The following is a 26,317-nucleotide window of genomic DNA, read 5'->3' as shown; positions in this document are numbered from 1 at the left end:
AATGGCGACTGCACTGTGTCCTTTGTCGACTCGACGAAGAACGGCGGGCACGCGCCCGCCTGTGGCGGCGCTTTGCCCGCCCTGCACCTTCGCAACTAATAGGCCTGCTTGGCGTCGGCTTCCTCGCTGGTCTGGATCAGATCGAGGCTCGCCTCGATCTTGCCGATCAGCCGGTCGAAGGTCTTGCGCTCGTCGGCGGACAAACAGGCCATGATCTCGCGCTCGCGCTGCTGCAGGCGGGGGATCAGCTCCTCGTAGAGCGTCTTGCCCTTTCGCGTGAGGCGCAGCCGGAATTCGCGGCGGTCGTCGGCGTTCTCGACCCGCTCGATCAGTCGCCGCTCCAGCAGCGACGTCACGGCGCGGCTGATCGTCGATTTGTGCGTACGTGTGCACGCTGCGACATATTGCGCGCTGCACGCCTCGCGGCGGAAGCCCAGCGTCGCCAGCACACGCCATTCCGGAATGTCGAGCCCGTAACGCTCGCGGTATTCGCTGGCGAGCGCCGCGCTGACCTCGGCGGCGAGGCGATTCAGCCGAAACGGCGCAAACTTGAACAGGTCGAGCCGCTCGTCGTCATGTCGCGCTGCGGCATTCCGGCCAGCGACGGTCTTTGCCTGTCGCCGGGACGTCGCTGCTGATGGATCGGCCACGATCGCGCTCCGATTTTTGAGTTGACGCGGCCGAGGCCGTCAGCTTTAGAATAGTTGCAGGTGAGACTATCTGGCAAGTCGGCTGGAGGTCTGACCCGAGGAAATGTCGGTCGCTTCGACAATTCAAGAAAACCACAAGGCGAGCAAGCCATGGTGCAGGCCAATCCGGGGCAGGGCGCGAGCCAGGCGAAGGTTCAGTTCGGCTATCATCGGCACGGCGACCAGAACCAGGTCGCGCCGGCCGAGCATCCGGTCGTCGTCGTGGGCGCCGGTCCTGTGGGCCTGTCGTTTGCCATCGATCTCGCGCAGCGCGGCCATGCGGTCGTGGTGCTCGATGACGCCGACCGGATCGGCGAGGGCTCGCGGGCAATCTGCTTCTCCAAGCGCTCGCTGGATTATTGGGACAGGCTCGGCGTCGGCGACCGCATGGTCGACAAGGGCGTGGTGTGGAATGTCGGCCGCATCTTTCACGGGCCTTCCGAGCTGTATCAGTTCAATCTGCTGCCCGAGCCGGGGCACAAGCGACCGGCCTTCATCAACCTGCAGCAGTTCTACGCAGAAGCCTATCTCGTCGATCGCGTCACCCAATTGCCGGACATATCGCTGCGCTGGCGCAACAAGGTGATCGCGCTTGAACAGCGCAATGACCGGGCTGTTCTGACCATTGAGACGCCTGATGGTCCCTATCTCCTGTCGGCGCAATATGTGATTGCCTGCGACGGCGCGCGCTCGTCGCTGCGGCAGATGGTCGGCGCCGGCTTTTCCGGCAAGGTGTTCGAGGATCAGTTCCTGATCGCCGACGTCAAGATGACGGCGGAGTTTCCGACCGAGCGCTGGTTCTGGTTCGATCCGCCATTCCATGCCGGACGCTCGGCGCTGCTGCATCGCCAGCCCGACGACGTCTGGCGCATCGACCTGCAGCTGACGCCGGACTGCGATCCGCAGGTCGAGAAGAAGCCGGAGAACGTGCGCCCGCGCATCGCACGCATGCTCGGCCACGATGAGTTCGAATTCGAATGGATTTCGCTGTACAAGTTCCAGTGCCGCCGCATGGAGCGCTTCATCCATGGCCGCGTGATCTTCGCCGGCGATTCCGCGCATCAGGTGTCGCCGTTCGGCGCGCGCGGCGCCAACTCCGGATTGGAGGACGCTGAGAACCTGTCGTGGAAGCTCGACCGCGTGCTGCGCGGCACGTCGCCGTCCGACCTGCTCGAGACCTATCACATCGAGCGCAGCGCCGCGGCCGACGAGAACATCCGGGAGTCGACGCGCTCCACCGATTTCATGGCGCCGGTCAGCGCGCAGGAGGCGCGGCTGCGCAAGGCGGTGTTGTCGCTCGCCAAGGAGACCGAGTTCGGCAAGCGCATGGTCAATGGCGGCCGGCTGTCGGTGCCGTCCATCTATGAGACCCCGCTGTCGACGGCCGATGCAGAACCCTGGTCAGCCGGGCCACGTCCGGGGACCTCGATGCTCGACGCGCCGCTTCGAGCCGCGGACGGTCGGCACCTTTATCTGACTGACGCGTTCAATGCACAGGGCCGCCGCTTCACCTTGCTGTCGTTCGCCAATGGCGAAGCAGCCGACGTCCCGGACGATCTCGGCGTCATCAGGATCGGCGATGCCGACGGGTTGGTTGATTGCGAAGGGCTTGCCGGCAAGCGCTATGGTGCGGAGCCGGGCACATCCTATCTGCTGCGTCCCGACGGTTATGTCGCGGCGCGGTTCCAGCATCCGACGCGTGCCGCGATCGAGCTCGCCGTCGCGCGTGCCTCCGGCCTGGGCTGAGGAGCTGATCATGGCACTCTCGACCGCTTCCAATTTCGTCAGGCCGGACGACGCCTTTCGCGCGGTCGTCGAGGCACATCGGGGCCTCTCGGACAAGGAGAGCGCCGATCTCGATGCTGCGCTGGTGCTGATCCTCGCCAATCATATCGGCGACATCACCGTGTTGCGCGAGGCGATCACGCTAGCCAAGCGGCGCACGATCGACACCAGCCAGCAACAGCAGCAACAGCAGCAATAGCTGCCGACACGAGGAATGAACTGATGGCGAAGGGTTTCGCATCCACCACCGATATGGCCGAGAAGAAGGTCACCTTCTCCGAGATCGGCCCCGATCTCTATGCGTTCACGGCGGAGGGCGATCCGAACTCGGCCGTGATCGTCGGCGACGACGGCTGCATCGTGTTCGACGCGCAGGCGACGCCGGCGATGGCGGGCAAGGTGATCGAGCGCGTCAAGACGGTCACCGACAAGCCGATCAAATATGTCGTGCTGTCGCATTACCACGCCGTGCGCGTGCTCGGCGCCTCGGCCTATCACGCGCAAGGCATCGTCGCCTCCCAGGAGACGCACCGGCTGATCGTCGAGCGCGGCCAGCAGGACTGGGATTCGGAATATGGCCGCTTCCCGCGGCTGTTCCAGGACGCGCAGAGCATTCCCGGCCTGACCTGGCCGACGCTGACCTTCGAGGGCGAGATGACGATCCATCTCGGCAAGCGCGAGGTGCAGCTGATCCAGCTCGGCGCCGGCCACACCTCGGGCGACATCGTCGCCTGGGTGCCGGACGCCGAGGTGATGTTCTCCGGCGATCTCATCGAGTACCACTCAGCCTGCTATTGCGGCGACGCCTACTTGCGCGAATGGCCCTCGACCTTGAACGAGATCCGCGACTTCAATCCCAAGGCGATCGCACCCGGCCGCGGCGATGCGCTGAAGGGCGAGGCGACCGTGCGCGAGGCGATCGCGATGACCCGCGACTTCGTCAGCTCGCTGTATGGCGCCGCCGAGATGTCGGTCGCCAAGGGGCGCAGCCTCAAGGAATCGATGGCGGCAACGCGCGAGGTCATGGATCCGAAATTCTCAAGCTTCGCCATCTACGAGCATTGCCTGCCGTTCAACGTGTCGCGCGCCTATGACGAAGCCAGCGGCATCGACGATCCCGTGATCTGGACCGCCGAGCGCGACCGCGAGATGTGGGCCCGCCTGCAAGGAGAAGGATGATGAACGTCAACACATCGCCTGACCGGCTTCACCGCGCCACGGGGCAGGTCACGCCGGGCTACATGTCCGGCTTCGGCAATTCGTTCGAGACGGAGGCGCTGCCCGGCGCGCTGCCGGTCGGGCGCAACTCGCCGCAGCGCTGCGCTTACGGGCTCTACGCCGAGCAATTGTCCGGATCGCCGTTCACCGCGCCGCGCGGCTCCAACGAGCGCTCCTGGCTGTATCGCATCCGTCCCTCGGTGAAACACTCGGGGCGTTTCGCGAAGGTCGATGCGGGGCTGTGGCGCACGGCGCCCTGCCATGAGCAGGAGATCACGGTGCAGCAACTGCGCTGGGATCCGACCCCGATGCCCTCTGGTGAGGTCACGTTCCTGCAGGGCGTGCAGACCATGACCACGGCGGGCGATGCCGCGACGCAGGCTGGCATGGCGACGCATGTCTATCTGATCACCAAGTCGATGGTCGACCAGCACTTCTACGATGCTGACGGCGAGCTGATGTTCGTGCTGCAGCAGGGTCGCCTGCTGTTCGTCACCGAGTTCGGCCGCATCGACGCCGAGCCGGGCGAGATCGTCGTGATCCCGCGCGGCGTGAAATTCCGGGTCGAGATTCCGGCGGGGCCGGCGCGCGGCTATCTCTGCGAGAATTATGGCGGCGCCTTCACCTTGCCGGAGCGCGGTCCGATCGGCGCCAATTGCCTCGCCAACGCCCGCGACTTCCTGACCCCGGTGGCGTCCTACGAGGACAAGGACACCCCGACCGAGCTCTACGTGAAGTGGGGCGGCGCGCTGTTCAAGACCGAGCTGAAGCACTCGCCGATCGACGTCGTCGCCTGGCACGGCAACTACGCGCCGTACAAATACGATTTGCGCACCTTCTCGCCGGTCGGCGCCATCGGCTTCGATCATCCCGACCCGTCGATCTTCACCGTGCTGACCTCGCCGTCGGAAACCGCCGGCACCGCCAACATCGACTTCGTGATCTTCCCGGAGCGTTGGATGGTCGCCGACAACACCTTCCGCCCGCCATGGTATCACATGAACATCATGTCGGAGTTCATGGGCCTGATCTACGGCGTCTACGACGCCAAGCCGCAAGGCTTCGTGCCGGGCGGTATGTCGCTGCACAACTGCATGCTGCCGCATGGCCCGGATCGGGAAGCCTTCGACCACGCCAGCAATGGCGAATTGAAGCCGGTCAAGCTCACGGGCACGATGGCCTTCATGTTCGAGACCCGCTTCCCGCAGCGGATCACGAAGCATGCCGCGGAGTCCGGGACATTGCAGCCGGACTATGCCGATTGCTGGAATGGATTGGAGAAGCGCTTCGATCCGAACCGTCGGTAGTCGCAATCTCCGCCGTCATTCCGGGGCGCCGCGAAGCGGCGAGCCCGGAATCCATAACCACGATCGGTCGTGTAGATGGAAAGCTGAGCCACAACCAACTCGCCTCACACATCGTCCTGTGGCTATGGATTCCGGGCTCGGCCCTGCGGGCCGCCCCGGAATGACAGCGGGAGGCGTGGCACGAATTCAGGAACACAACGTGAAGCACCCCAACGACCCCTCGCTCCGCTCCTTCATCCCGGTCGATCCATCGTCCGACTTCCCGATCCAGAACTTGCCGTACGGCGTATTCTCCGCCGTCGACTCACCGAAGCCCCGCGTCGGCGTCGCGATCGGCGAGTTCGTGCTCGACCTCGCCGTGCTCGAGGACGAAGGCCTGCTCGACCTCTCGCCGGCCTACGAGGTGTTCGCGCAGCCCTCGCTCAACGCCTTCATGGCGCTTGGCCCTGCCGTGTGGTCGAAGACCCGCGCCGCGATCAGCGCGCTGCTGCGCGATGACAATCCGCGCTTGCGCGACGACAAGCCGCTGCGCAGCCGGGCGTTGCTGCCGCGCCGGGACGTCACGCTGCACCTGCCGTTCCACGTCGCCGGCTACACCGATTTCTATTCGTCGAAGGAGCACGCGACCAATGTCGGCGTGATGTTCCGCGGGAAGGACAACGCCTTGCAGCCGAACTGGCTGCACATGCCGATCGGCTACAACGGCCGGGCCTCGACGGTCGTCGTCTCCGGCACCAAGGTGCGCCGGCCCCGCGGCCAGCTCAAGCCGCCGAGCGCCGAGGTGCCGAGCTTCGGCCCGTGCAAGCGGCTCGACTTCGAGCTCGAGATGGGCGTCGTCATCGGCCAGTCCTCGCAGCTCGGGGAGATGCTGAGCGAGGCGCAGGCGGAGGCGATGATCTTCGGCTTCGTGCTGCTCAACGATTGGAGCGCGCGCGACATCCAGCAATGGGAATACGTCCCGCTCGGCCCGTTCCAGGCCAAGGCGTTCGCGACCTCGATCAGCCCGTGGGTCGTCACGCGGGAGGCGCTGGAGCCGTTCCGCGTCGCCGGGCCAGTCCAGGATCCGACACCGCTGCCGTACCTGCAGCAGAAGGGCGCGCAGAACTACGATCTCGCGCTCGACGTCGCCTTGCGTGCGTCAGGTGGCAATGCCGCTCAGAATATCTCGCAGACCAACTTCAAATACATGTACTGGTCGAGCGTCCAGCAACTGATGCACCATGCCTCGAGCGGCTGCGCCATGAGCGTCGGCGATCTCCTCGGCAGCGGCACCATTTCCGGCCCCGACAAGCACCAGCGCGGCAGCCTGCTCGAGATCAGCTGGAACGGCACCGAGCCGGTCGAGCTCGCCGGCGGCGTGAAGCGCACGTTTTTGGAAGACGGCGACTCGCTCATCATGCGCGGCTGGTGTCAGGGCCAGGGCTATCGTGTCGGCTTCGGCGAAGTTGAAGGCACGATTGTCGCGGCCGAATAGCCACCCCACCCACCGCCGTCATTCCGGGGCGCGCGCAGCGCGAGCCCGGAATCCATACTCACAGGCGGACCTGTCGTGCGAGCTGCTCGTGGCTATGCTTTCGATCCACACGTCGGGTCGTGATTATGGATTCCGGGCTCGGCCCTGCGGGCCGCCCCGGAACGACGAGGAGAGAGGTCAGCGCTTCTCCGGTACGACGTCCTTCACACCGGCCACAAACGCTGCGACGTCTTCGGTCGCGTACTTCAGATGCACGCGCTTGTCCGACGGCACCTGTTTCACCGTGCAGACGCCAGGGCGCCATTCCCGCGTCGGCCGGATCGGCCGCGGCGCAAAGCCGCCGCCGCAGTTTGGGCAGACGTTGAACAGTTTCGTTTCCGCACAATCGGCGCAGAAGGTGCACTCGTACGAGCAGATCCGCGCGTCCATCGCGGAGGGCGGGAGGTCCTTGTCGCAATACTCGCAGTTAGGACGAAGCTGTAGCGCCATGATCGTCTCGCAATGCCGGGAATATTGCGACTGTCGCAAAAGCCGTGACGGAGGTGAATGCCGAAGTTCCCTCGATTTGCGCCATGCTGTCAGCCTGACGACAGCGATCCCAGCGGCAGCTTCGCGCTCTCCTTCAGCCGGTCGAGCACGATCGAGGAGCGCACATGCGCGACGCTCTGGTGCGGCATCAGCACGTTGTTGACGATGTCGGACAGACTTTTGAGGTCGCGCAGCACCACCTTCAGCAGATAGTCGGAATCGCCGGTCAGCGCATAGGCCTCCTGGATGTCGTCGACGCGGTTGACCAGCGCGCGAAACCTCTCGGCGTTGTCAGGCGAATGCGTCGCCAAGGTGATCTGGATGAAGGCGATCAGCTCGAAACCCAGCGCCTGGCTGGCGAGCTGGGCGCGATAGCCGGCGATGACGCCGTCTTCCTCCAGCCGCATCCGCCGCCGTGAGCATTGCGAGGCGGACAGCCCGGCGAGATCGGCGAGCTCCTGGTTTGTCAGCCGGCCATCGTCCTGCAGCGCGGCCAGGATCTTGATATCGAAGCTGTCGATCGAAATCATGCGCCATGTCCTCTGATTATGCACGGATCGTGCATATCCAGGCGAAAATGACAATGGTTTGCACGCTCCATGCGCGGAATCCGGGCGATGATCTCCGGATCAAGCTCAAGGAGCTGCCGCCCATGGGTCCGTTTCCGCACGATGCACCGCCTGCCACCATCTCCACCGACAACCCGATGGGCACGGATGGCTTCGAGTTCGTCGAATATGCCCATCCCGACGCGGGCGAGCTGCATGCGCTGTTCAAGCTGATGGGGTTTGCCGCGGTCGCACGGCACAAGACCAAGGCGATCACGCTGTATCGCCAGGGCGACATTAACTACCTTGTGAATGAAGAGCCCGGCAGCCACGGCCACGACTTCGTCGCCGCGCATGGCCCGTGCGCGCCGTCGATGGCGTTCCGTGTGGTCGATGCGAAGAAGGCCTATGCCCGGGCAATCGCCCTCGGCGCGGAGCCCGCCGATCTGCCGTCGGCCCGGAAGACGCTCGACGTCCCCGCGCTCAAGGGCATCGGCGGCAGCCTGCTGTATCTGGTCGATCGCTACGGCGCCAAGGGCTCGGCCTATGATTTGGAATTCGACTGGATAGGTGCGCGCGATCCGCGCCCTGCGGGCTCGGGCCTCTACTATATCGACCACCTGACCCACAATGTGCACCGCGGCCGCATGAATGTGTGGGCGGGCTTCTACGAAAAACTGTTCAACTTCCGCCAGATCCGCTTCTTCGATATCGAGGGCCGCGCCTCCGGCCTGTTCTCGCGCGCGCTGACCAGCCCGGACGGCAAGATCCGGATTCCGATCAATGAGGATGCCGGCGATTCCGGGCAGATCGAGGAATATCTGAAGACCTACCGCGGCGAGGGCATCCAGCACATCGCCTGCGGCGCTCGCGACATCTACGCCACCGTCGAGGGCCTGCGCGCGTCAGGTCTGCCGTTCATGCCGTCGCCGCCAGAGACCTATTTCGAGCGCATCGAGGCGCGCCTGCCCAAGCACGGCGAGGACGTCGCGCGGCTCAAGCGCAACGGCATCCTGATCGACGGCGAGGGCGTCGTTGCGGGCGGCCACACCAAGGTGCTGCTTCAGATCTTCTCCGCCAACGCGATCGGCCCGATCTTCTTCGAATTCATCCAGCGCAAGGGGGACGACGGTTTCGGCGAAGGCAACTTCAAGGCGCTGTTCGAATCGATCGAGGAGGACCAGATCCGCCGCGGCGTGCTGAAGGTGGAGGCGGCGGAGTAGGGCGAGTCGGTTTGCCCGTCATTGCGAGAAGTAAAGCGATGAAGCAATCCAGAGACGCGCGCGCAGCTCTGGATTGCTTCCGCCTTCGCTCTTCGAGCTTCGGCGGACAAGTCGCTTCGCTCGCAATGAGGGTGGGCGCAAGAGGCGCACTGCCGCTCTACAAGCAGTGTCGTCCCGGCGCACGCCGGGACCCATACCGCGTGATGTCTCAGTAGGGCATGGTGGCAGACGATCTTTGCCTCACCACCGACGGTGGTTATGGATCCCGGCGTGCGCCGGGATGACACGAGATTGGGGCGCGAGCGCGCTCAACTCATTCCGATGGGATGGTTGCGACGGCCATGGTCGGCATGTCCGCGACGCTGCGCTTTACCGCCCCGCCTTCCACGCATTTACCACGGCGCCGATCTCCGCGACCTCCGGCTCGCGGATGGTCGACGGCGTCCGCGAGAAGCGCGGCGCGGGCGCTGGCTGGGTGACGCCGTGCCGCTCGACGAACACGCCGCGCGCGGCCATGTGGGCGTGCTTGGGCGCCTCCGACATCGTCAGCACCGGGGCGAAGCAGATGTCGGTGCCTTCCATGATCGCGCACCACTCCTCGCGCGTCTTGCTCTTGAACACGCTGACCAGCTTCTCCTTCAGCGCCGGCCAGGCGCGCGGATCCATCTGGGCCTCGAACGCGGGATCGCTGAGGTCGGCGTGCTGGCGCAGCAGCGCGTAGAATTGCGGCTCGATCGAGCCGATCGAGATGAAGTTGCCGCAGGCGCATTCGTAGACGCCGTAGAAATGCGCGCCGCCATCGAGGAAGTTGCGCTCGCGCCCCTCCATCCAGCGGCCCATCGCGGTGAGGTCGAAGAACATCGCGAGCAGCGACGCGGCGCCGTCGCACATCGCGGTATCCACCACCTGGCCCTTGCTGGACTTCGAGGCCTCTAACAGCGCAGCAAGCACTCCGACGACGAGGTAGAGCGCACCGCCGCCGAAATCGCCGACCAGATTGAGCGGCGGCACCGGGCGCTCCCTGGGTCCGATCGCGGCGAGCGCGCCGGTGATCGAGATGTAGTTGATGTCGTGGCCGGCGGCCTGCGCGAGCGGGCCCTCCTGGCCCCAGCCGGTCATGCGGCCGTAGACCAGCTTGGGGTTGCGCGCGAGCACGACGTCGGGGCCGAGCCCGAGACGCTCCATCACGCCGGGACGGAAACCTTCGATGAGCGCGTCAGCGCCGGCGAGCAGGTCGAGCACGTCGGCAATGACCGCCTTGTCCTTGAGATCGAGTTCGATCACCTTGCGGCCGCGGCCGGCAACCGACTTCATATTCTTGCGCGCGCCGACGCGATCCAGCGTCACCACCTCCGCGCCCATGTCGGCCAGCAGCATGCAAGCGAACGGTCCAGGTCCGATGCCGGCGAATTCGACGATGCGGAATCCTGCGAGCGGGCCGGTGGCGCGGGTCTGGTTGTGAGGGGCGGTCTTGTCGAGCACGTCGTTGTGTCCTTGGCTTCGCGCGTCTTGTCGCTTGCGTTTCCTGATCCGCAATTGTCCCGCGTGCCTCTCACCAACGCAAGCGCGCTGTATGCCGCAAAGCAAACGGCGCGCATCACTGCGCGCCGTGTGGAATTTGTCGTGCCGCGATGCGGAATGATCCGCGTCGCGCACGCTAGCCCGCGGCTTGCACCGCGCGCTGCGCCATCACCTTCACCAGATTGGCGCGGTAGTCGGCCGAGCCGTGGATGTCGCTGAGCAGGCCGCTCGCGGAGACGCTCACGCCGTCGAGCGCGGAGGCCGACCAGTTGGACTTCAGCGCCGCCTCGATCGCGGAGACCCGCATCACGCCGCTCTGCGAGGCGCCGGTGGCGGCCACGCGGACATCGCCGCCCTTGGTCTTGGTGACGAACACGCCGGTCAGCGCGAAGCGCGACGCCGGGTGGCGCATCTTGGCGTAGCCCGCCTTCTCCGGCACCGGGAACGACACCTCGGTGATGATCTCGCCGTCTTCCAGCGCCGTCGTGAACAGGCCCTTGAAGAAATCATCGGCCGAGATCGACCGCTTGTTGGTCTTCACGGTGGCGCCGAGCGAGACGAGCGCTGCGGGGAAATCGGCTGCCGGATCGTTGTTGGCGATCGAGCCGCCGATCGTGCCGCGGGCGCGCACCGCGGGATCGCCGAGCACCGAGGTGAGATGGGCGATCGCGGGGATGGCCTTCTTCACATCGGCATTGGTCATGATGTCGTAGTAGGTCGTCGCCGCCTTGATCACGAGCGTGTCGCCCGAGAGCTGCACGCCGATCAGGTCCTTGATCTTGCCGATGTCGATGACATCGGACGGCGAGGCGAGGCGCTGCTTCATGACCGGGATCAGGGTGTGACCGCCGGCGAGGAACTTGGCCTCGCTGCCCTTGGAGAACAGCGCCGCGGCCTCGTCGACCGAGGAGGCGCGATGATAGGTCGTCTCGTACATGGTTGCTCCTCCGGTTCGATCAGGCGTTGCCGTGGATCGCGTGCCAGACGCGGTCCGGGGTCGCCGGCATTTCCAGCTTGTTGTTGCCGATCGCATCCGTGATCGCGTTGATCACGGCCGCCGAGGCGCCGATCGCGCCGGCCTCGCCGCAGCCCTTCACGCCGAGCGGGTTGCCCGGACAGAGAGTCGTGGTGTGGCTCAGCTTGAACGACGGCACGTCGTCGGCGCGCGGCATCGCGTAGTCCATGAAGGACGCGGTGACCGGCTGGCCGTTGCCGTCATAGACGGCATGCTCCAGCAGCGCCTGGCCGATGCCCTGGACGAGACCGCCATGGACCTGGCCTTCGACGATCATCGGGTTGATCAGCCGGCCGAAATCGTCGGCCGCGACGAAGTTGACGAACGACGTCTTGCCGGTGGCCTGGTCGACCTCGAGCTCGCAGATATAGGTGCCGGCCGGGAAGGTGAAGTTGGTCGGATCGTAGAAGGCGCTCTCCTTCAATCCGGGCTCCATCCCGTCAGGCAGATTGTGCGCGGTGTAGGCGGCGAGCGCGACCATCGGCAGCGCGATCGACTTGTCGGTGCCGGTCACCTTGAACTCGCCGTTCTCGATCACGATGTCACCTTCCGACGCTTCGAGCGCATGCGCCGCGATCTTCTTGGCCTTCGCCTCGACCTTCTCCATCGCCTTGAGGATCGCGGTGAGGCCGACGGCCGCCGAGCGCGAGCCGTAGGTGCCCATGCCGAACTGCACCTTGTCGGTGTCGCCATGGACGATCGAGACCTGGCTGATCGGCACGCCCAGGCGATCGGCGATCAGCTGGCAGAAGGTGGTCTCGTGGCCCTGGCCGTGGCTGTGCGAGCCGGTGAGGACCTCGATGGTCCCGACCGGGTTGACGCGGATCTCGGCCGATTCCCACAGGCCGACGCCGGCGCCGAGGCTGCCGACCGCCTTCGACGGTGCGATGCCGCAGGCCTCGATGTAGCAGGACAGGCCGATGCCGCGCAGCTTGCCCTGCGCCTTGGCGGCCGCCTTGCGCGCCGGGAAGCCGGCATAGTCGATCGCCTTCATCGCCGCGTCGAGCGAGGCGTTGAAGTCACCGGTGTCGTAAGCCATGATCACCGGGGTCTGGTGCGGGAACTGGGTGATGAAGTTCTTCCGCCGCAGCTCGGCCGGGTCCATCTTGAACTGCCGCGCCGCGGTTTCGACCAGCCGCTCCAGCAGATAGCTCGCCTCGGGACGTCCGGCGCCTCTGTAGGCATCGACCGGCGTCGTGTTGGTATAGACGCCCATCACCTCGGCGTAGATCGCCGGGATGTTGTACTGGCCCGACAGCAGGGTCGCGTACAGATAGGTCGGCACCGACGACGAGAACAGCGACATGTAGGCGCCGAAATTGGCGTGGGTCTTGACCCGCAAGCCGAGCATCTTGTGGTCGGCGTCGAACGCCATCTCGGCCTTGGAGATGTGGTCGCGGCCGTGCGCGTCGGTGAGGAACGCCTCGGTGCGATCGCCGGTCCACTTCACCGGACGGCCGACCTTCTTGGAGGCCCACAGCGCCACCATCTCTTCCGGATAGATGAAGATCTTGGAGCCGAAGCCGCCGCCGACGTCGGGCGCGATCACGCGCAGCTTGTGCTCCGGGGCGATGTTGTAGAACGCCGACAGCACGAGGCGGGCGACGTGCGGGTTCTGCGACGTCGTGTAGAGCGTGAAGTGCTCCTCGGCGGCATCATAGTCGGCGATCGCCGCGCGCGGCTCCATCGCGTTCGGCGCCAGCCGGTTGTTGGTCAGCTCCAGGCTGACCACGTGCGCGGCCTTTGAGAAGGCGGCGCCGACCGCGGCCTCGTCGCCGATATGCCAGTCATAGACGACGTTGCCGGGCGCCTCGGGGTGCAGCTGCGGTGCGCCGGGCTTCAGCGCCGAGGGCATGTCGGCGACGGCCGGCAGCTCCTCATACTCGACGACCACGGCCTCGGCCGCGTCGCGCGCGAGATTCTTGCTGTCGGCGATCACGACCGCCACAGCCTGGCCGACGAAGCGCACGGTCTCCGGCGCCATCGCCGGCCATGCACCCATCTTCATCGGCGAGCCGTCCTTGGAGGTGATGGCCCAGCCGCAGATCAGATTGCCGACCTTGTCGTCGACGATCTGCTTGCCGGTCAGCACCGCGACCACGCCCGGCATCGCCTCGGCGGCCGAGGAGTCGATGCTCTTGACCTTGGCGTGCGCGTGCGGGCTGCGGATGAAATGGGCATAGGTCATGCCCAGAAGCTTGATGTCGTCGACATACCGGCCCTTGCCGGTGATGAAACGCTTGTCCTCCTTGCGGACGACGCTTGCGCCAATGCCTTCCATACCCATGCGAATCTCTCCCCTACCGGAGTTTGTTGTCCCGCCGCGGCCAGCGCGCGCAGCGGTCGTGGTCTCGGTATTGATTGAAAGACGTCGAAAGCCGACGGCTGCCTTTGTTATTCGGCGGCCTGGGCGACCTTCATCCGGCCCGCGGCGTCGAGAACGGCCTTGACGATGTTGTGATAGCCGGTGCAGCGGCAGATGTTGCCTTCCAGCTCCTCACGCACCGTGGCCTCGTCGAGATGGCCTCCGTGGCGGTGCACAATATCGATCGCCGACATGATCATGCCCGGCGTGCAATAGCCGCATTGCAGGCCGTGATTGTCGCGGAACGCCGCCTGCATCGGATGCAGCTCGTCGCCCTTGGCGATGCCTTCGATGGTGGTGACGTTGGCGCCGGCAGCCTGGCCGGCCAGCACGGTGCAGGACTTCACGGCCCGGCCGTCGATATGGACGACGCAGGCGCCGCATTGGCTGGTGTCGCAGCCGACATGGGTGCCGGTGAGATTGAGATGATCCCGCAACAGATGCACCAGCAGGGTGCGATCCTCGACCTCAGCCGAGACCGCCTTGCCGTTCACCGTCAATTTGACTGTCGACACGAGTAACCTCCCGATGAATTATTCTTATTCTGATTAGAAACAGCGCCCTCAGGACTTTGCAACTCGAATTTTCGTCCGCGGTGTCATTGCGACGTCTTGCGCGAGGCATCGGCGATTCGGTCGCATCTGTGTGGCGGCTGCCCGGCAGGCCGGATGCCAGCGCAGTATGCCGATGCTGCTCATTTACTGACCCTTAGCCATTGTGACGTAGTTTTGATCACGCTGGGGTGCTCTGCATCCACGCGGGATGGCTCCGGCCATATTAAGAATGGACTCTCGGGGGTGGGAATGTCTGCGCATCTGGCGCCGCGGTCGCGGCGTGGCAATTTTCTGACCCTGCGCTTTCGCGCCAAGATCTTCCTCGGCTTTGCGGTCGTGCTGGCGATCTCCGCCGCCAGCATCGGCTTCGCCTATGTCGGGTTCGAGCAGGTCGCGGCGGCCGTCGCATCCTATCGGGGAAGCGTCGCCGAGGCGGATGTGGCCAGGACGATCGACCGCGAGCTCATCTCCTATCAGGCCCTCGCGCGCTATTTTGCGCTGACCGGAAAGCCCGAGGACGAGGCGGCGGCCACGGCAGCCCAACAATCGTTGCAGGCTGCGATCGACAAGTCGATGGCAGCGACCAGCACGGCGGAGCGCCGGGCGCAGCTCGGCAAGCTGCAGACGCAGTTTCAGACCTTTGCCAAGATCTTCTCCGACATCGTCGGCCTGACCCGCGACAACGCCAAGCTGGCGACCGATCAGATCGGAATCGTCGGCAACAAGATCCGCTTCAAATTCGATGATCTCGCCGACACGGCCGCGCTGGCGGGCCTGCCTTCCGTGCAGACCACGGCCAAGGACCTGACCGGGCAATATCTGACCGCCTCCGCCCTGGTCGGCACCTTCCTGGCCAAGCCGGATCAGAAGACCGCTGATGGCGCCATTGCCAGGACGCGCTTCCTGGAAACGTCGCTGGTCACGATCTATGCCAATGACGAGAAGATCACGCAGCGCGTCACCGAGCTCGGCGAGCTCATCAAGCAATACCGCGCCGCCTTCATCAAGTTCTCGGACAATTCCAAGGCACTGGCGAAGCTGGTGCAGGACATGGGCGGCGCGGCCACCGAGATCCTCGCGCTCTCCAGCGGGCTGAGGTCCGGACTGGCGGCCGACCAGCAGCGCATCGAGGCGTCAACCAATACCACCATCACGGAGATCGAACGGCTGATCGCGATCCTGGCGGTCGGCGGCCTGGCGCTCGGTGCGGCGCTGGCCCTGATGCTCGGCAACGGCATCTCCAAGCCGATGATCACGATGTGCAAGGCGATGCGCGAGCTCGCCTCCGGCAATTTCGACGTCAGGCTGCCCGGCCTCGGGCGTGCCGACGAGATCGGCGAGATGGCGTCCGCGGTCGAGGAGTTCAAGCTCCAGGCCGTGGCCAAGGCCGAGCGCGACGCGGCAACGCAGGACGCCCAGAACAAGGCCGCCGGCGCCGCCCGCCGGGCGGAGCTGATCCGCTTCGCCAACGAATTCGAGACGGCGGTCGGCTCGATCGTCTCCAACGTCTCGACCTCGGCCGAGCAGTTGGAGCACGCCGCCTCGACCCTGACCCGCACCGCCGAGACGACGCAGTCGCTGGCGAGCCGCGTCAGCGGCACCTCCGATCAGGCGACCGGCCGGATTCACTCGGTGGCCAGCGCCACCGACGAGCTGTCCGCCTCGGTCAACGAGATCGGCCGGCAGGTGCGCGAGTCCAGCCGCATTGCCGAATCCGCGGTGATGCAGGCCGAGGAGACCGACGGCCGCATCGGCAAGCTGTCGCGCGCGGCCCAGGAGATCGGCGACGTCGTCAAGCTGATTACCGCGATCGCCGAGCAGACCAACCTGCTCGCGCTCAATGCCACCATTGAGGCGGCGCGCGCCGGCGACGCCGGCCGCGGCTTCGCCGTCGTGGCCTCCGAGGTGAAGTCGCTGGCCGAGCAGACCGCCAAGGCGACCGACGACATCTCCAACCACATCTCCGGCATGCAGGCTGCGACCCAGGAATCGGTTGCCGCGATCAAGCAGATCGGCGGCACCATCCGCCAGATCTCCACCATCGCCTCCTCGATCGCCACCGCCGTCGAGCAGCAGGGCGGAGCGACCCAGGAGATTGCCAGGAACGTGCAGAGCGTCGCGGCCGGCACGCAGGCCGCAGCCACCGACATCACTCAGGTCAATCGCGGCGCGACCCAGACCGGCGAGGCCTCGGAGGAGGTGCTGCGCTCGGCCCAGTCGCTGTCCTCGGAAAGCGCCCGCCTGCGCGAGGAGCTCAACCGCTTCATGGCCAACATCCGGGCGGCTTGAGGCCGCGCCTCGGCTCGGCCGCTGTCCTCCACGCGGCTGGCACATGCGTTTGCGGGCTCGCGGCCAAACCCTCCGCTGTCATCCCGGCGAACGCCGGGATCCATGCGCCGTGCCGGGCGTCGGGCGGGTGGTATTAGTCGCGCGGCCCAATCTCACATCACGCGGTATGGATCCCGGGTCGCGCTCGCTTGCCCGGGACGACAGCTGACATCGCGCGCCCACCTTAGACCGATCGCTGCCTTGGCCGAGTTCCCTCGCCTGCGGTCGGGAACCCCCCGCTCACCGAGACGTTGGGTCGCAGCGGCAGGAGATCGCTGCCGCATTTGCTCCACCCTCTCCGGTCAAGCATGCGGTGCGACCCGCGCCGTCGCAGTGGGATTCCATGGCACCCCGACAGGCCTCCGCAGCCGATCTCCGCCTCGTCACCCCCGCGCCGCAATCCGGCGGCGCCGCGCCGGTCCGCGATCGAATCATCGAGACCAATATTCCCTCGCGGCTCGACGACCTGCGCTGGAGCCCGTTTCACACCCGGGTCGTGCTGGCGCTCGGCATCACCTGGGTGCTCGACGGGCTTGAGGTCACGCTCGCCGGCGCGCTGTCGGGGGCGCTCAAGCAGAGCCCGGCGCTGCACTTCTCCAATCTCGACATCGGTCTCGCCAACAGCGCCTATCTCGCCGGCGCCGTCATCGGCGCGCTCGGCTTCGGCTGGCTGACCGATCGCATCGGTCGCCGCAAACTGTTCTTCATGACGCTGGCGCTCTATCTGTCGGCCACCGCTGCGACTGCCCTGTCGTGGAATGTCGCGACCTACGCGCTGTTTCGCTTCCTGACCGGCGCCGGCATCGGCGGCGAGTACACCGCGATCAACTCGACGATCCAGGAGTTGGTGCCGGCCCGCTACCGCGGCTGGACCGACCTCATGATCAACGGCAGCTTCTGGCTGGGTGCCGCGCTCGGCGCGGTCGGCGCCATCGTGCTGCTCGATCCGGCGTTCGCCGGCCCTGATGTCGGCTGGCGGCTGGCTTACGGCATCGGCGCCTGCCTCGGCCTGCTCGTGCTGATCATGCGGATGTGGATCCCGGAAAGCCCGCGCTGGCTGATGATCCATGGCCATCCCGAGCAGGCGCATGACATCGTCGCCGCGATCGAGCGCGACGTCACGGGCCACGACCGCGAGGAGCGCGCCAAGTCCCTGCCGAAGATCCGTTTGCGAATGCGTGATCACACGCCGCTGCGCGAGGTCGCGCATACGCTGTTCTCGGTCTACCGCCAGCGCTCGCTCGTCGGGCTGACGCTGATGATCGCCCAGGCCTTCTTCTACAACGCGATCTTCTTCACCTTCGCGCTGGTGCTGACCGACTTCTACGGCATCAAGTCCGATCACGTCGGCTGGTATATCCTCCCCTTTGCGGCTGGCAACGTGCTCGGCCCGCTGCTGCTCGGCCGTCTGTTCGACACGCTCGGCCGGCGTGCCATGATCACCTTCACCTATGGCATCTCCGGCCTGCTGCTGGCGCTCACCGGCTATCTGTTCTCGATCGGCGTGTTGAGCGCGCAGACGCAGACCGCCGCCTGGATGGTGATCTTCTTCTTCGCCTCGCCCGCGGCAAGCGCCGCCTATCTCACGGTGTCGGAGAATTTTCCCCTCGAGGTGCGGGCGCTCGCGATTGCGCTGTTCTACGCGATCGGCACCGGGATTGGCGGCGTCGCCGGCCCCGCCTTGTTCGGCGCGCTGCTTGATTCGGGCGCGCGCGGCGCCGTGTTTGCCGGCTATCTGTTCGGCGCAGCGCTGATGGGGGTGGCGGCGCTGGTCGCCTGGCGATATGCGGTCGCGGCGGAGCGCAAATCGCTCGAGCAGGTCGCGCGCCCGCTCGCCGTGATGGAGTAGTTGATGATGTCCGAGAATTCCGACCTCACCGTGCCTGTCACGTCCGAGCCCCCGGAGATCGTTCCGGCGCCCGCGAGCCTGGTGCCGCATCTGCGCGAGGTCGCGATCCTGCTCGACATCGACGGCACCCTGCTCGATCTCGCGCCGACGCCGCGCGAGGTGTGGGTGCCGCCGGGGCTGGCCGAGACGTTGAACCTCCTGCTGCAGCGAACCTCTGGAGCACTGGCGCTGGTCTCCGGCCGCTCGCTCAACGACATCGACCTGATCTTTGCGCCCGAGGTGTATCCCGCCGTCGGCGGTCATGGCGCGGAGATGCGGCTCGCCGGCGGCAGCGAGGCCGATGCCGTCAGGGCGCCGCCGCTCGACAAGGAGCTCAAGCGCCGGCTGGCAGCAATCGCACGGCTCAGCCCCGGCATTCTGCTCGAGGACAAGGGCTATTCGCTGGCGCTGCATTATCGTCTCGCGCCGCAGGCGGAGAAGGCGATCTACGAGGAGGTGTCGCGCATTCGTGCCGAGCTGCCCGGTGCGCCGATCGAGGTGTTGCCCGGCAAATGCGTCTGCGAGATCAAGCACGCCGGCTTCACCAAGGCGAGCGGCGTGCGCGAATTGATGCGGCACGCGCCCTTCGCGGGCCGCAAGCCGTTCTTCATCGGTGACGATGTCACCGATGAAACCGTGTTTGCAATCATGCCCGATTTCGCCGGCCTGTCGTTCTCGGTCGGCCGCCGCGCGCTCGGCGTCGACGGACATTTCGATGCACCGGACGACGTGCGCGCCTTCCTCGCCCGGCTCGCAGGGAGTGGAACTAATTCGCTCGCTTCGCGATGACTGTCAGTCGCGTAGTTAGTTCCTTGAGTAGTTCCACATGCATGGCGTTCGCGTCTCCATGCATCGTCATTGATTAGAAATGTTCTGACTTGCTTCCCGCTGTGATTACACCGCGGGCTTGCCTGAATTTGGTTTCAATTGGTTGAAAGGGTGGCCCGGAACCATATTGATGAACGGTTGTTAACCGACATGACCAACAGGAGGGGAGCTGTGAACCTCGTCGTGGTTTCGAATCGGGTGGCCCGTGGCAAAGCCAACGAGCCAATGACCGGCGGACTTGCGGCAGCTCTGCTGCCCGTTGTTGAAAATTCTGGGGCAGTGTGGGTCGGTTCCTCGGGTCGTGTGCGCGATGGTGCGCAGATGGAACCCATTGCGCAGGTCGAGCAGCTCGGCCAAGGCGCGCTGGCACTGCTGGATCTGCCGGCGGCGCATTATGCCGGCTATTACGAAGGTTTCGCCAATTCGGCGCTATGGCCGGCGCTCCACTCCCGCACCGATCTGATCCGCGTCTCGCAGGAGGACTACCATTCCTATCGTGAGGTCAATGCGTTCGTCGCGCGGGCGCTACTGCGGTTCCAGAAGCCCGACACGTTGTTCTGGATTCAGGACTATCACTTCCTGTCGCTCGGTGCGGAGCTGCGCGCGCTCGGGGTGAAGAGCCGGATCGGCTTCTTCCTGCACACGCCTTGGCCGGCACGCAGCGTCATCGACAGCGTGCCGAATCACCGCGAGCTCGTCACCGCGATGCTCGCCTATGACCTCATCGGTTTTCAGACCGAGGACGATCGCGACAATTTCACCGCCTGCCTCCGCGCCGATCTCGGCGTGCAAGTGCGCGATGGGGTGGTCAGGTCGCGGCACGGCCATACGCGACTGGCGGTGTTCCCGATCGGCATCGATGCCGACAAGTTCGCTGCATCCGCCGCCAAGGCGGCGTCGCATCCCGACGTGTCGCGGCTGCGCCGCAGCCTGCATGGCGAGAAGCTCGCGATCGGCGTCGACCGGCTCGATTATTCGAAGGGGCTCGTCAACCGCATCAACGCGTTCGATCGGATGTGGACGATGCATCCGACCCTGCTGCGCGCCGCGTCGCTGCTGCAGATCGCGACGCCGTCGCGCGAATCGATCGAGGCCTATGGCCATCTGCAGAGCGAGGTCGCGCGCCTCGTCAGCGAGGTCAATGGCCGCCATGGCGAGGTCGACTGGACGCCGATCCGCTATCTCAACAAGGGTTATGGCCAGGGCGTGCTGGCCGGCCTCTATCGCAGCGCGCAGGTCGGTGTCGTCACGCCGCTGCATGACGGCATGAATCTCGTCGCCAAGGAATATGTCGCCGCCCAGAGTCCGGTCGATCCCGGCGTGCTCGTGCTGTCGAAGTTCGCCGGCGCTGCCAACGAGCTCGATGCCGCGCTGCTGGTCAATCCGCACGACATCGACGGCATGGCCCGCACCATTGCGATGGCGCTCGCGATGCCGCTCAACGAGCGCCGGATGCGCTACGAGATCCTGATGACCAAGCTGCGCCGCCATTCGATTCAGCAATGGTTCGCGGACTTTCTCGACTCCTTGCAGGACAGCGAGGCCGCGGAGTCGGTCGAGATCGGACCTCTGCCGGCGGCGCCGGCGGGCTTTCTCACCAGCCGCCTCGCCTCATCGAGCGCCCGTTACCACTGACGCGGGTCGCAGCCATGCGGGCGCCTCGTGCGCCCCCTGCCGTCAATGGCAATACGAGACGCCCTCCAGCACGGCGCAGCGCAGCTTGTTCGGCGAGCTCGGATTGTCCATCGGCACCATGCCGCTGCCCTGGCCGACGAACACGCCCGGCCCGACCACCACCGAGGCCTTGTTGCCCACGATCACCGACGGATGCGGCTTCAGGCTGGACTTGGTCCCGTCCGGCCACAGGATCGCATCGCCCTGCCAGATCCCCTTGCGGCCGTCGTCGCAGGTCACGTCGACACCCTGCTTGGTGCATTGGTCCGCGCGTGCGGGCGCGGCTGCGGCAACACTGAGCACCGCGGTCAGCAGGACGGCGAGGCGGGCAGGGGAGGATGACGGCATGGCGGCGGATCCATTTTGGCGGTGCAGCGCTGCGGGCGGCAAATCAGTGGTCGTGGCATCGCGCGGGTCGGTTCACCGGCCCCCAAACGCCCCCGAATCGGTCCCCCGCCGCAGCAGATTGGTGATTTTCATCAGCGATTTGGAGGAAATTTGGCCCGAAAGGTCCCTCCCGGCTTGCAAAACGCCGCCGACCCCGCCAAGAGAGGGCCTCCGGAGAGATGGCCGAGTGGCTTAAGGCGCACGCTTGGAAAGCGTGTGTGCGGGAAACCGTACCGTGGGTTCGAATCCCACTCTCTCCGCCATCCCAGCGTTCGCATCTGTTCGCTGCCGTCCGCCAACCCCCTGAAAAATAGCCGCAATTTTAGCTTTTGATGCCTTCTGGCGCCCGCGCGGGTTCGCCCCAGAACGTGGGTAAACGCGTGCAGGACGTGGGTAGCATCGTGGGTATGGCTGCGAGGCAGAGATGGCGCATCTGGTGGGCCGCCTGACGGCACTGAAGGTGGCGAAGGTCAAGAAGCCCGGCATGTACGCCGACGGCGCTGGCCTCTATCTGCAGGTTACAGGCGACGGCGAAACTACGCCTGCGAAATCCTGGATCTTTCGCTTCACCCTTCGCGGCCGCTCCCGCGAAATGGGCCTTGGTTCCTTCTCGATCTTTGGGCTCGCCGAAGCGCGGGCAAAGGCAGCCGAGTATCGACGGCAGGTGTACGAAGGCATCGATCCGATCGAGGCGCGCCGAGCACACCGCGCTCAGGCTGCCCTCGAGGCAGCCGCCGCGCTCACCTTCAAGGAGTGCACCAAGCTTTATCTGGCGGCTCACGGCGCCGGTTGGCGCAACGCCAAGCACGCGGCGCAATGGAGCTCGACGCTGAAAGCCTATGCCGAGCCGGTGATCGGTTCGCTCTCGGTTCACAGCATCGACACCGCGCTGGTGATGAAAATCATCGAGCCATTGTGGTCGAAGAAGCCGGAAACGGCCTCGCGCCTGCGCGGCCGGATTGAAGCGGTGCTCGATTGGGCGACCGTGCGCGGCTTTCGCCAAGGTGAGAACCCGGCTCGATGGCGTGGCCATCTCGACAAGCTGTTGCCGGCCCGCAGCAAGGTACGCAAGGTCAAGCATCATGCTGCCTTGCCCTACGACGAGATGCCCGCATTCGTGACTGCCCTGCTGGCGCAGGAAGGCGTCGCGGCCCGCGCGCTCGAGTTTCTGATCCTCACGGCCGCGCGCACGGGTGAGGTGATCGGCGCGCGACCCGAAGAAATCAAAGACAACGTCTGGACGGTGCCGGCCGGACGCATGAAGGCCTCTAAGGAGCACCGCGTTCCGTTGTCGGCCTCGGCGCTCGCCATTATCGAGACGCTACGTAAGGAGCAGGGTGGCGCGCATCTGTTTCCGGGTGGCAAGCGTGACAAACCGCTCAGCAATATGGCCATGCTGGCGCTGCTGGACCGGATGGGACGCTCGGACCTGACCGCGCACGGCTTCCGCTCGACCTTCCGGGACTGGGCCGCCGAGTGCACGAATTATCCGAATGAAGTGGTCGAAATGGCACTCGCCCACACGATCGGTAGCAAGGTCGAGGCCGCTTACCGCCGAGGCGACCTGTTCGAGAAGCGGAAATTGTTGATGTCCGATTGGGCAACATTCTGCGCGTCGGACGGAGGCGCGGATCAAAAGATCATTTCGATGCGCGCCTGAACTGCCCGCTCGCTTACTTGGCTGCGCATTCGCCCTCGACGGCCTCCCGAGAAGGATGCTCGCAGGGCAGATTTCTAGTTTTAGCAGTCCAATACGCTAGGCCAACGCCGGCCGGCACATTTTGCGCATAGCGACGCGATGAAGCTCGCCATCGGGAGCCCGAACAAGTGCTCAGCATTAGGAGCCTACATCCGCCGAGATCGCATTTACCGGGATCAGTTTGGTTGATGCTTGCGGTCTCGATCGTTGCCGAAGCGCGTAGATTACGGGCGACGGATCGCTTTCGCGCGACTGACGTCACAAGTTTGGAGTTCGCTGACATTTAGGAGAGGCGCCGTACGCGTCGTTCGGAAACGGCAACCGCACGTCGGCTATTTTGCAAATCGCTTCAATCAGGAGCCGAACCGCTCGGACATCCCATTCCATTTGCTCAATAGGCACGTCCCAATGCTCGGACACCACGTAGGCTGCGTGGCGAGCCTTAATGCCAAGACCTACGATCGTCCGCGCTGGTATCGCCATAATTGCTCGCTCAACGGGGGCCAGGCGAGCCAGCACCGTTTCGATTTTCTGCGTTCGGCTGGCGTCGTCCGAGCGGACGTTCTCCGCGTCTGGGGGCTCTCGCTCATCAACGCGATGGGACTCTAACGCAGAAATCTCCGACAACAGCGTGATAAAGGTCGTGTCTAACTGGACAAGCGCAAAATCGGGATCAAGCTGCTCAGCTGCGGCCGTCCGATCCAGCGAAAGCTCATTCCGAGCATTCGATTCTTCCTCTCTCAGAAAGGTAGTGGGATTCATCGCCTCCCCCTTACGGTACGTTGTCCATTCGCCCCCCCTCGACATTCATTCCAGGGGAAATTGCAGGTATTGGTCATGGTGTGCGCCAGCACGCGCCTGCAGCCACGCTGCGTGAGACGGAGCGGCATTCCCATTGAGTCCCCGCGAAGCGAATAGGGTGATCCCGTAGAATACCGAATTTATCGGTATCTGAAAAGTCGTTTTATGTCTCTGGCCCCCTCGGGAGGCCGGGATGCCGAAAACGGTCACATCACCGCTGCAGAAGAAGCTTGCCGCCATGCTGGTCGAGCACAGGAAGGCTGCGGGGTTGAGACAGGTCGACCTGGCTGAAAAGATGGGTGTCTACCAGTCCTGGGTGACCCACATGGAATCTGGTCAACGCCGGATAGATGTCGTCGAGCTGATTGAGCTGGGGAAGATCCTGGGGTTCGACCCGGTCGACGTGGTTAGGAAATTGAGCCGCAAGTAGGCTTGGCGGTCGCAGTCGCGCGCCGGGACTTGATATTGTCGGACAACATCGTGCGAGAAAATGCGTCGTTCAAGCCGCCCGTTAGCCCCACTCCTGCCGATGCAATATGGCCGCAGCAACGCCACTAGCCCGTGACGACGCCTAAGAATCCCGCAGGAAGCCGACCTTGAAATTCTCGGCCTCGGTCGGGGTGCCACCCCGTTTGGGGCTCTAAGCGAGGGACGACCGCGTAGCCTTCGCGGCAAGCGGAACGGATCGGCCAGCGCCGATCGTCGGGATTACACTTAACTCCTGCCGAGGAATCTGCTTTGGTAGGAGCAATTCCAATGCGATCATGCCCGGATAAGAAGGTGCTGCCCGACCCCCGCCTCTCGGCCGAAGGATTGCTTGAGATACTCCGGGCGGTGGTCCGACAAAGGACGGCCGACTTTTCGGGTATAGGTCTCGTTCTCTGCGACTCGCCGGAGCAATTACCGCTCATGCCTTTGTCGAATACGCCCGAGCAACGCGGCGCGAACGATTTGGTGCGACGATTGATTGCTGTTGCATCGCGCAGAAGCGTGCATCACGATGGGTTTCATATTCTGTCGTCGAACTGGGAATTGACGAGAGTGGCCCAATATTTCTCTCCCCCGATCGTTGCACATGCGCAGATCGACAGGTCCAAACGGTTTGGAGGGCGCTATTTGGCAGCTCTCTTTGGGTCGGCGATTCCAGGAGTGATTGCGTCGGGAATAGCCAGCGAAGGATTCGGGATTGCAGTTTTTCGCTCGGCCAGAGAGGTGATTTTTGAGGGTTTGGAGTGATTAGCATTCTCCCTCTAACTCGGGTGATAGCTGTGATCGCCGTGTGCTACGGGATATGCGTGGCCGCCATCGTCGCTCTCGATTGGCAATTCGGCGCCACAACGACTCTTCGATCGAGCATTGGAATAGCACTGTCGGGCGCTACCGGGGTGAACCTCCTGCTTCTCTTCCTGGTAACCGTCGGCTGGAAGCGGATATGGTCGGTGTTTCCCGTACTCGATCGATGGGTCTTTCCCGACCTAAACGGCGAATGGAAGATGACGATCCATTGGCAAGGCACAGGAAAGAGCGGGACCGTGCCCGCCAGAGCTTACATCAAGCAGGATCTGCTGCGAATTAGCATGGAGGTCTTCTCCCGCGATTCGGATTCCGAAACTCTGATCGTGCAGCCGAAGCGGGATCCGGAGTCGGGAAGGCCCATCCTGTATTACGTGTATCGAGTGATTCCCAAGAACATTGGACAGGGCGGCGGCGGTTCGTACGAAGGATCCGCGATACTGAGGCTTTCGAACAGTCGCGGTCACGGGTGGAGCGGAAACTACTTCACGAGCCGGCAGACCTTGGGGCATTTCGAGTTGTCGCGCTGAATTTTGCCGGCACGCCGGCCCGCTCGAGATATCTGCCTTCTCCGACGATCCGTCGGAAATCAGTAGCGGCTGTTTTCGTCTTGCTGAAGCGTCTGCAACGCTACCCTGTTCGCGGTCGCGTCAAACCTCTCCCTGAAATTTTCGCGATCGGCGGTCTCAAGAAAATGGCTAGGGTGCGCTTCTTCTTTGAGAAAGCTACGAAGGCGTCGTTGGACCGCCGCGCGTTCGTGATGGATGTGCCGGCTTGTAAGAAGTTCTCGCGCCGCGGCAGATCCGGTTTCCTCGGCAAGGCGTTGGGGTGCAAAAACAGGATCGCGACGTTCGGCGCTTCGAGCGATGAGGATCGTTCGGATACACCACAGTGCTCGCTTGGTCAGAAGCGTTGGATTCAGTTCGTCTCCGAATCGGGCGAGATACATCCCAAGATCAACGGCTCGATTGATGTCACTCTGATAGCTTGATCGGAATTGGAAGGCCGACTGAAGCTTGACGAGATACTTGTCAGGATCGATAAGCGGTTTTGCTTCCCGCACTAGGTGGCAGACAAACAGGTCACCCTCGCGCGCGTCTTGCTGCAGTTGAGACCATGGATACAAAAACAGCGAAAGGTGGCCCACAGAAACGTGACGAGTGTCCTTATCGAGGCTCACCATGAGAAGATC

24 protein-coding genes and 1 tRNA gene are annotated in these 26,317 nt (G+C 64.6%); 15 read left to right on the top strand and 10 right to left on the bottom strand.

The features are described from left to right. Positions 1 to 95: 95 nt before the first annotated feature. The gene (locus QXZ94_RS24875) at positions 96 to 650 is read right to left on the bottom strand and encodes a MarR family winged helix-turn-helix transcriptional regulator (protein ID WP_315722813.1); all 555 of its coding nucleotides are present in this window, start codon (positions 648 to 650) and stop codon (positions 96 to 98) included. Positions 651 to 800: 150 nt separating this feature from the next. On the opposite strand from QXZ94_RS24875, the gene QXZ94_RS24870 reads away from it, so the two are divergent. From QXZ94_RS24870 to fahA, 5 genes are all read left to right on the top strand, one after another. Then, positions 801 to 2,435, top strand: a complete 1,635-nt coding sequence (locus tag QXZ94_RS24870; protein ID WP_315722811.1) for an FAD-dependent oxidoreductase — start codon at positions 801 to 803, stop codon at positions 2,433 to 2,435. Positions 2,436 to 2,445: 10 nt separating this feature from the next. Next, the gene (locus QXZ94_RS24865) at positions 2,446 to 2,673 is read left to right on the top strand and encodes a DUF2783 domain-containing protein (protein WP_315722809.1); all 228 of its coding nucleotides are present in this window, start codon (positions 2,446 to 2,448) and stop codon (positions 2,671 to 2,673) included. A gap of 23 nt (positions 2,674 to 2,696) precedes the next feature. After that, entirely contained in the window at positions 2,697 to 3,653 is a 957-nt protein-coding gene (locus tag QXZ94_RS24860) for an MBL fold metallo-hydrolase (RefSeq protein ID WP_315722807.1), read from the top strand. Beyond that, the gene (gene hmgA, locus QXZ94_RS24855; protein WP_315722805.1) at positions 3,653 to 4,999 is read left to right on the top strand and encodes a homogentisate 1,2-dioxygenase; all 1,347 of its coding nucleotides are present in this window, start codon (positions 3,653 to 3,655) and stop codon (positions 4,997 to 4,999) included. Before QXZ94_RS24860 ends, hmgA begins: the two co-directional genes overlap by 1 nt. Positions 5,000 to 5,198: 199 nt before the next feature. Then, on the top strand, positions 5,199 to 6,473 hold the full coding sequence (gene fahA / locus QXZ94_RS24850; RefSeq protein WP_315722803.1) for a fumarylacetoacetase: 1,275 nt from the start codon (positions 5,199 to 5,201) through the stop codon (positions 6,471 to 6,473). A 177-nt stretch (positions 6,474 to 6,650) separates the two neighbouring features. Here the strand turns inward: fahA and QXZ94_RS24845 are convergent, their stop codons facing one another. After that, the gene (locus tag QXZ94_RS24845; protein WP_315722801.1) at positions 6,651 to 6,962 is read right to left on the bottom strand and encodes a DUF1272 domain-containing protein; all 312 of its coding nucleotides are present in this window, start codon (positions 6,960 to 6,962) and stop codon (positions 6,651 to 6,653) included. Between the two features lie 89 nt (positions 6,963 to 7,051). Continuing rightward, a complete protein-coding gene (locus tag QXZ94_RS24840) occupies positions 7,052 to 7,531 on the bottom strand; it encodes an Lrp/AsnC family transcriptional regulator (protein WP_315722799.1) in 480 nt (159 codons plus the stop codon). A 122-nt stretch (positions 7,532 to 7,653) separates the two neighbouring features. Here QXZ94_RS24840 and hppD point away from each other — a divergent pair, with 122 nt between their 5' ends. Then, positions 7,654 to 8,772, top strand: coding sequence for a 4-hydroxyphenylpyruvate dioxygenase (hppD, locus tag QXZ94_RS24835; protein WP_315726514.1), 1,119 nt, complete (start codon positions 7,654 to 7,656; stop codon positions 8,770 to 8,772). A 369-nt stretch (positions 8,773 to 9,141) separates the two neighbouring features. On the opposite strand, the gene QXZ94_RS24830 is transcribed toward hppD, so the two are convergent. From QXZ94_RS24830 to QXZ94_RS24815, 4 genes are all read right to left on the bottom strand, one after another. Further along, entirely contained in the window at positions 9,142 to 10,254 is a 1,113-nt protein-coding gene (locus tag QXZ94_RS24830; protein ID WP_315722797.1) for a CaiB/BaiF CoA-transferase family protein, read from the bottom strand. A gap of 175 nt (positions 10,255 to 10,429) precedes the next feature. Further along, positions 10,430 to 11,230 carry a xanthine dehydrogenase family protein subunit M gene (locus QXZ94_RS24825; protein ID WP_315722795.1) on the bottom strand — a complete coding sequence of 267 codons (801 nt, stop codon included), beginning with the start codon at positions 11,228 to 11,230 and terminating at the stop codon, positions 10,430 to 10,432. Positions 11,231 to 11,249: 19 nt separating this feature from the next. After that, positions 11,250 to 13,595, bottom strand: a complete 2,346-nt coding sequence (locus tag QXZ94_RS24820; protein WP_315722793.1) for a xanthine dehydrogenase family protein molybdopterin-binding subunit — start codon at positions 13,593 to 13,595, stop codon at positions 11,250 to 11,252. A gap of 107 nt (positions 13,596 to 13,702) precedes the next feature. After that, positions 13,703 to 14,188, bottom strand: coding sequence for a (2Fe-2S)-binding protein (locus tag QXZ94_RS24815; protein ID WP_012030407.1), 486 nt, complete (start codon positions 14,186 to 14,188; stop codon positions 13,703 to 13,705). 288 nt (positions 14,189 to 14,476) lie between these two features. Between QXZ94_RS24815 and QXZ94_RS24810 the strand changes: the two genes are divergently transcribed. The 4 genes from QXZ94_RS24810 (at position 14,477) to QXZ94_RS24795 (ending at position 20,906) form a co-directional block, all read left to right on the top strand. Next, complete coding sequence (locus QXZ94_RS24810) at positions 14,477 to 16,516, top strand: HAMP domain-containing methyl-accepting chemotaxis protein (RefSeq protein ID WP_315722787.1); 2,040 nt, start codon at positions 14,477 to 14,479, stop codon at positions 16,514 to 16,516. A gap of 382 nt (positions 16,517 to 16,898) precedes the next feature. Next, entirely contained in the window at positions 16,899 to 18,404 is a 1,506-nt protein-coding gene (locus QXZ94_RS24805) for an MFS transporter (protein ID WP_315722785.1), read from the top strand. A gap of 3 nt (positions 18,405 to 18,407) precedes the next feature. Beyond that, on the top strand, positions 18,408 to 19,232 hold the full coding sequence (gene otsB, locus QXZ94_RS24800; protein WP_315722783.1) for a trehalose-phosphatase: 825 nt from the start codon (positions 18,408 to 18,410) through the stop codon (positions 19,230 to 19,232). 210 nt (positions 19,233 to 19,442) lie between these two features. Next, a complete protein-coding gene (locus QXZ94_RS24795; protein WP_315722781.1) occupies positions 19,443 to 20,906 on the top strand; it encodes a trehalose-6-phosphate synthase in 1,464 nt (487 codons plus the stop codon). A gap of 42 nt (positions 20,907 to 20,948) precedes the next feature. On the opposite strand, the gene QXZ94_RS24790 is transcribed toward QXZ94_RS24795, so the two are convergent. Continuing rightward, a complete protein-coding gene (locus tag QXZ94_RS24790) occupies positions 20,949 to 21,293 on the bottom strand; it encodes a hypothetical protein (protein WP_315722779.1) in 345 nt (114 codons plus the stop codon). 212 nt (positions 21,294 to 21,505) lie between these two features. Between QXZ94_RS24790 and QXZ94_RS24785 the strand changes: the two genes are divergently transcribed. Both QXZ94_RS24785 and QXZ94_RS24780 read left to right on the top strand, forming a co-directional pair. Then, a tRNA-Ser gene (locus QXZ94_RS24785) sits at positions 21,506 to 21,595 on the top strand. Between the two features lie 161 nt (positions 21,596 to 21,756). Further along, a complete protein-coding gene (locus tag QXZ94_RS24780; protein WP_315722777.1) occupies positions 21,757 to 22,992 on the top strand; it encodes a tyrosine-type recombinase/integrase in 1,236 nt (411 codons plus the stop codon). 297 nt (positions 22,993 to 23,289) lie between these two features. Here QXZ94_RS24780 and QXZ94_RS24775 read toward each other — a convergent pair whose 3' ends face one another. Beyond that, the gene (locus QXZ94_RS24775; protein ID WP_315722775.1) at positions 23,290 to 23,793 is read right to left on the bottom strand and encodes a hypothetical protein; all 504 of its coding nucleotides are present in this window, start codon (positions 23,791 to 23,793) and stop codon (positions 23,290 to 23,292) included. Between the two features lie 232 nt (positions 23,794 to 24,025). On the opposite strand from QXZ94_RS24775, the gene QXZ94_RS24770 reads away from it, so the two are divergent. From QXZ94_RS24770 to QXZ94_RS24760, 3 genes are all read left to right on the top strand, one after another. Then, positions 24,026 to 24,262: a helix-turn-helix domain-containing protein gene (locus tag QXZ94_RS24770; protein WP_172182118.1), complete on the top strand. Its 237-nt coding sequence runs from the start codon at positions 24,026 to 24,028 to the stop codon at positions 24,260 to 24,262. A gap of 350 nt (positions 24,263 to 24,612) precedes the next feature. After that, a complete protein-coding gene (locus QXZ94_RS24765; RefSeq protein ID WP_315722772.1) occupies positions 24,613 to 25,068 on the top strand; it encodes a hypothetical protein in 456 nt (151 codons plus the stop codon). A gap of 59 nt (positions 25,069 to 25,127) precedes the next feature. Beyond that, complete coding sequence (locus tag QXZ94_RS24760; protein ID WP_315722770.1) at positions 25,128 to 25,655, top strand: hypothetical protein; 528 nt, start codon at positions 25,128 to 25,130, stop codon at positions 25,653 to 25,655. Positions 25,656 to 25,714: 59 nt separating this feature from the next. Here QXZ94_RS24760 and QXZ94_RS24755 read toward each other — a convergent pair whose 3' ends face one another. Continuing rightward, positions 25,715 to 26,308, bottom strand: coding sequence for a hypothetical protein (locus QXZ94_RS24755; RefSeq protein WP_315722769.1), 594 nt, complete (start codon positions 26,306 to 26,308; stop codon positions 25,715 to 25,717). Positions 26,309 to 26,317 lie beyond the last annotated feature (9 nt).

Origin of the sequence: Bradyrhizobium sp. SZCCHNS2022, from assembly GCF_032377575.1 — a bacterium.
Taxonomy (GTDB): Bacteria; Pseudomonadota; Alphaproteobacteria; order Rhizobiales; family Xanthobacteraceae; genus Bradyrhizobium; species Bradyrhizobium aeschynomenes.
Note: the sequence above shows the minus strand (reverse complement) of the source record. Positions and strands in the feature narration are given on the sequence as shown.

What these genes read in the sequence shown, in the direction of transcription:
- QXZ94_RS24870 (WP_315722811.1), top strand. Translation starts at nt 801, where the DNA reads ATGGTGCAGGCCAATCCGGGGCAGGGCGCGAGCCAGGCGAAGGTTCAG.
- otsB (WP_315722783.1), top strand. Translation starts at nt 18,408, where the DNA reads ATGATGTCCGAGAATTCCGACCTCACCGTGCCTGTCACGTCCGAGCCC.
- QXZ94_RS24860 (WP_315722807.1), top strand. Translation starts at nt 2,697, where the DNA reads ATGGCGAAGGGTTTCGCATCCACCACCGATATGGCCGAGAAGAAGGTC.
- QXZ94_RS24790 (WP_315722779.1), bottom strand. Translation starts at nt 21,293, where the DNA reads ATGCCGTCATCCTCCCCTGCCCGCCTCGCCGTCCTGCTGACCGCGGTG.
- QXZ94_RS24775 (WP_315722775.1), bottom strand. Translation starts at nt 23,793, where the DNA reads ATGAATCCCACTACCTTTCTGAGAGAGGAAGAATCGAATGCTCGGAAT.
- QXZ94_RS24780 (WP_315722777.1), top strand. Translation starts at nt 21,757, where the DNA reads ATGGCGCATCTGGTGGGCCGCCTGACGGCACTGAAGGTGGCGAAGGTC.
- QXZ94_RS24865 (WP_315722809.1), top strand. Translation starts at nt 2,446, where the DNA reads ATGGCACTCTCGACCGCTTCCAATTTCGTCAGGCCGGACGACGCCTTT.
- hmgA (WP_315722805.1), top strand. Translation starts at nt 3,653, where the DNA reads ATGAACGTCAACACATCGCCTGACCGGCTTCACCGCGCCACGGGGCAG.
- QXZ94_RS24840 (WP_315722799.1), bottom strand. Translation starts at nt 7,531, where the DNA reads ATGATTTCGATCGACAGCTTCGATATCAAGATCCTGGCCGCGCTGCAG.
- QXZ94_RS24845 (WP_315722801.1), bottom strand. Translation starts at nt 6,962, where the DNA reads ATGGCGCTACAGCTTCGTCCTAACTGCGAGTATTGCGACAAGGACCTC.
- QXZ94_RS24805 (WP_315722785.1), top strand. Translation starts at nt 16,899, where the DNA reads ATGGCACCCCGACAGGCCTCCGCAGCCGATCTCCGCCTCGTCACCCCC.
- QXZ94_RS24810 (WP_315722787.1), top strand. Translation starts at nt 14,477, where the DNA reads ATGTCTGCGCATCTGGCGCCGCGGTCGCGGCGTGGCAATTTTCTGACC.
- QXZ94_RS24770 (WP_172182118.1), top strand. Translation starts at nt 24,026, where the DNA reads ATGCCGAAAACGGTCACATCACCGCTGCAGAAGAAGCTTGCCGCCATG.
- QXZ94_RS24820 (WP_315722793.1), bottom strand. Translation starts at nt 13,595, where the DNA reads ATGGGTATGGAAGGCATTGGCGCAAGCGTCGTCCGCAAGGAGGACAAG.
- hppD (WP_315726514.1), top strand. Translation starts at nt 7,654, where the DNA reads ATGGGTCCGTTTCCGCACGATGCACCGCCTGCCACCATCTCCACCGAC.
- QXZ94_RS24825 (WP_315722795.1), bottom strand. Translation starts at nt 11,230, where the DNA reads ATGTACGAGACGACCTATCATCGCGCCTCCTCGGTCGACGAGGCCGCG.
- QXZ94_RS24755 (WP_315722769.1), bottom strand. Translation starts at nt 26,308, where the DNA reads ATGGTGAGCCTCGATAAGGACACTCGTCACGTTTCTGTGGGCCACCTT.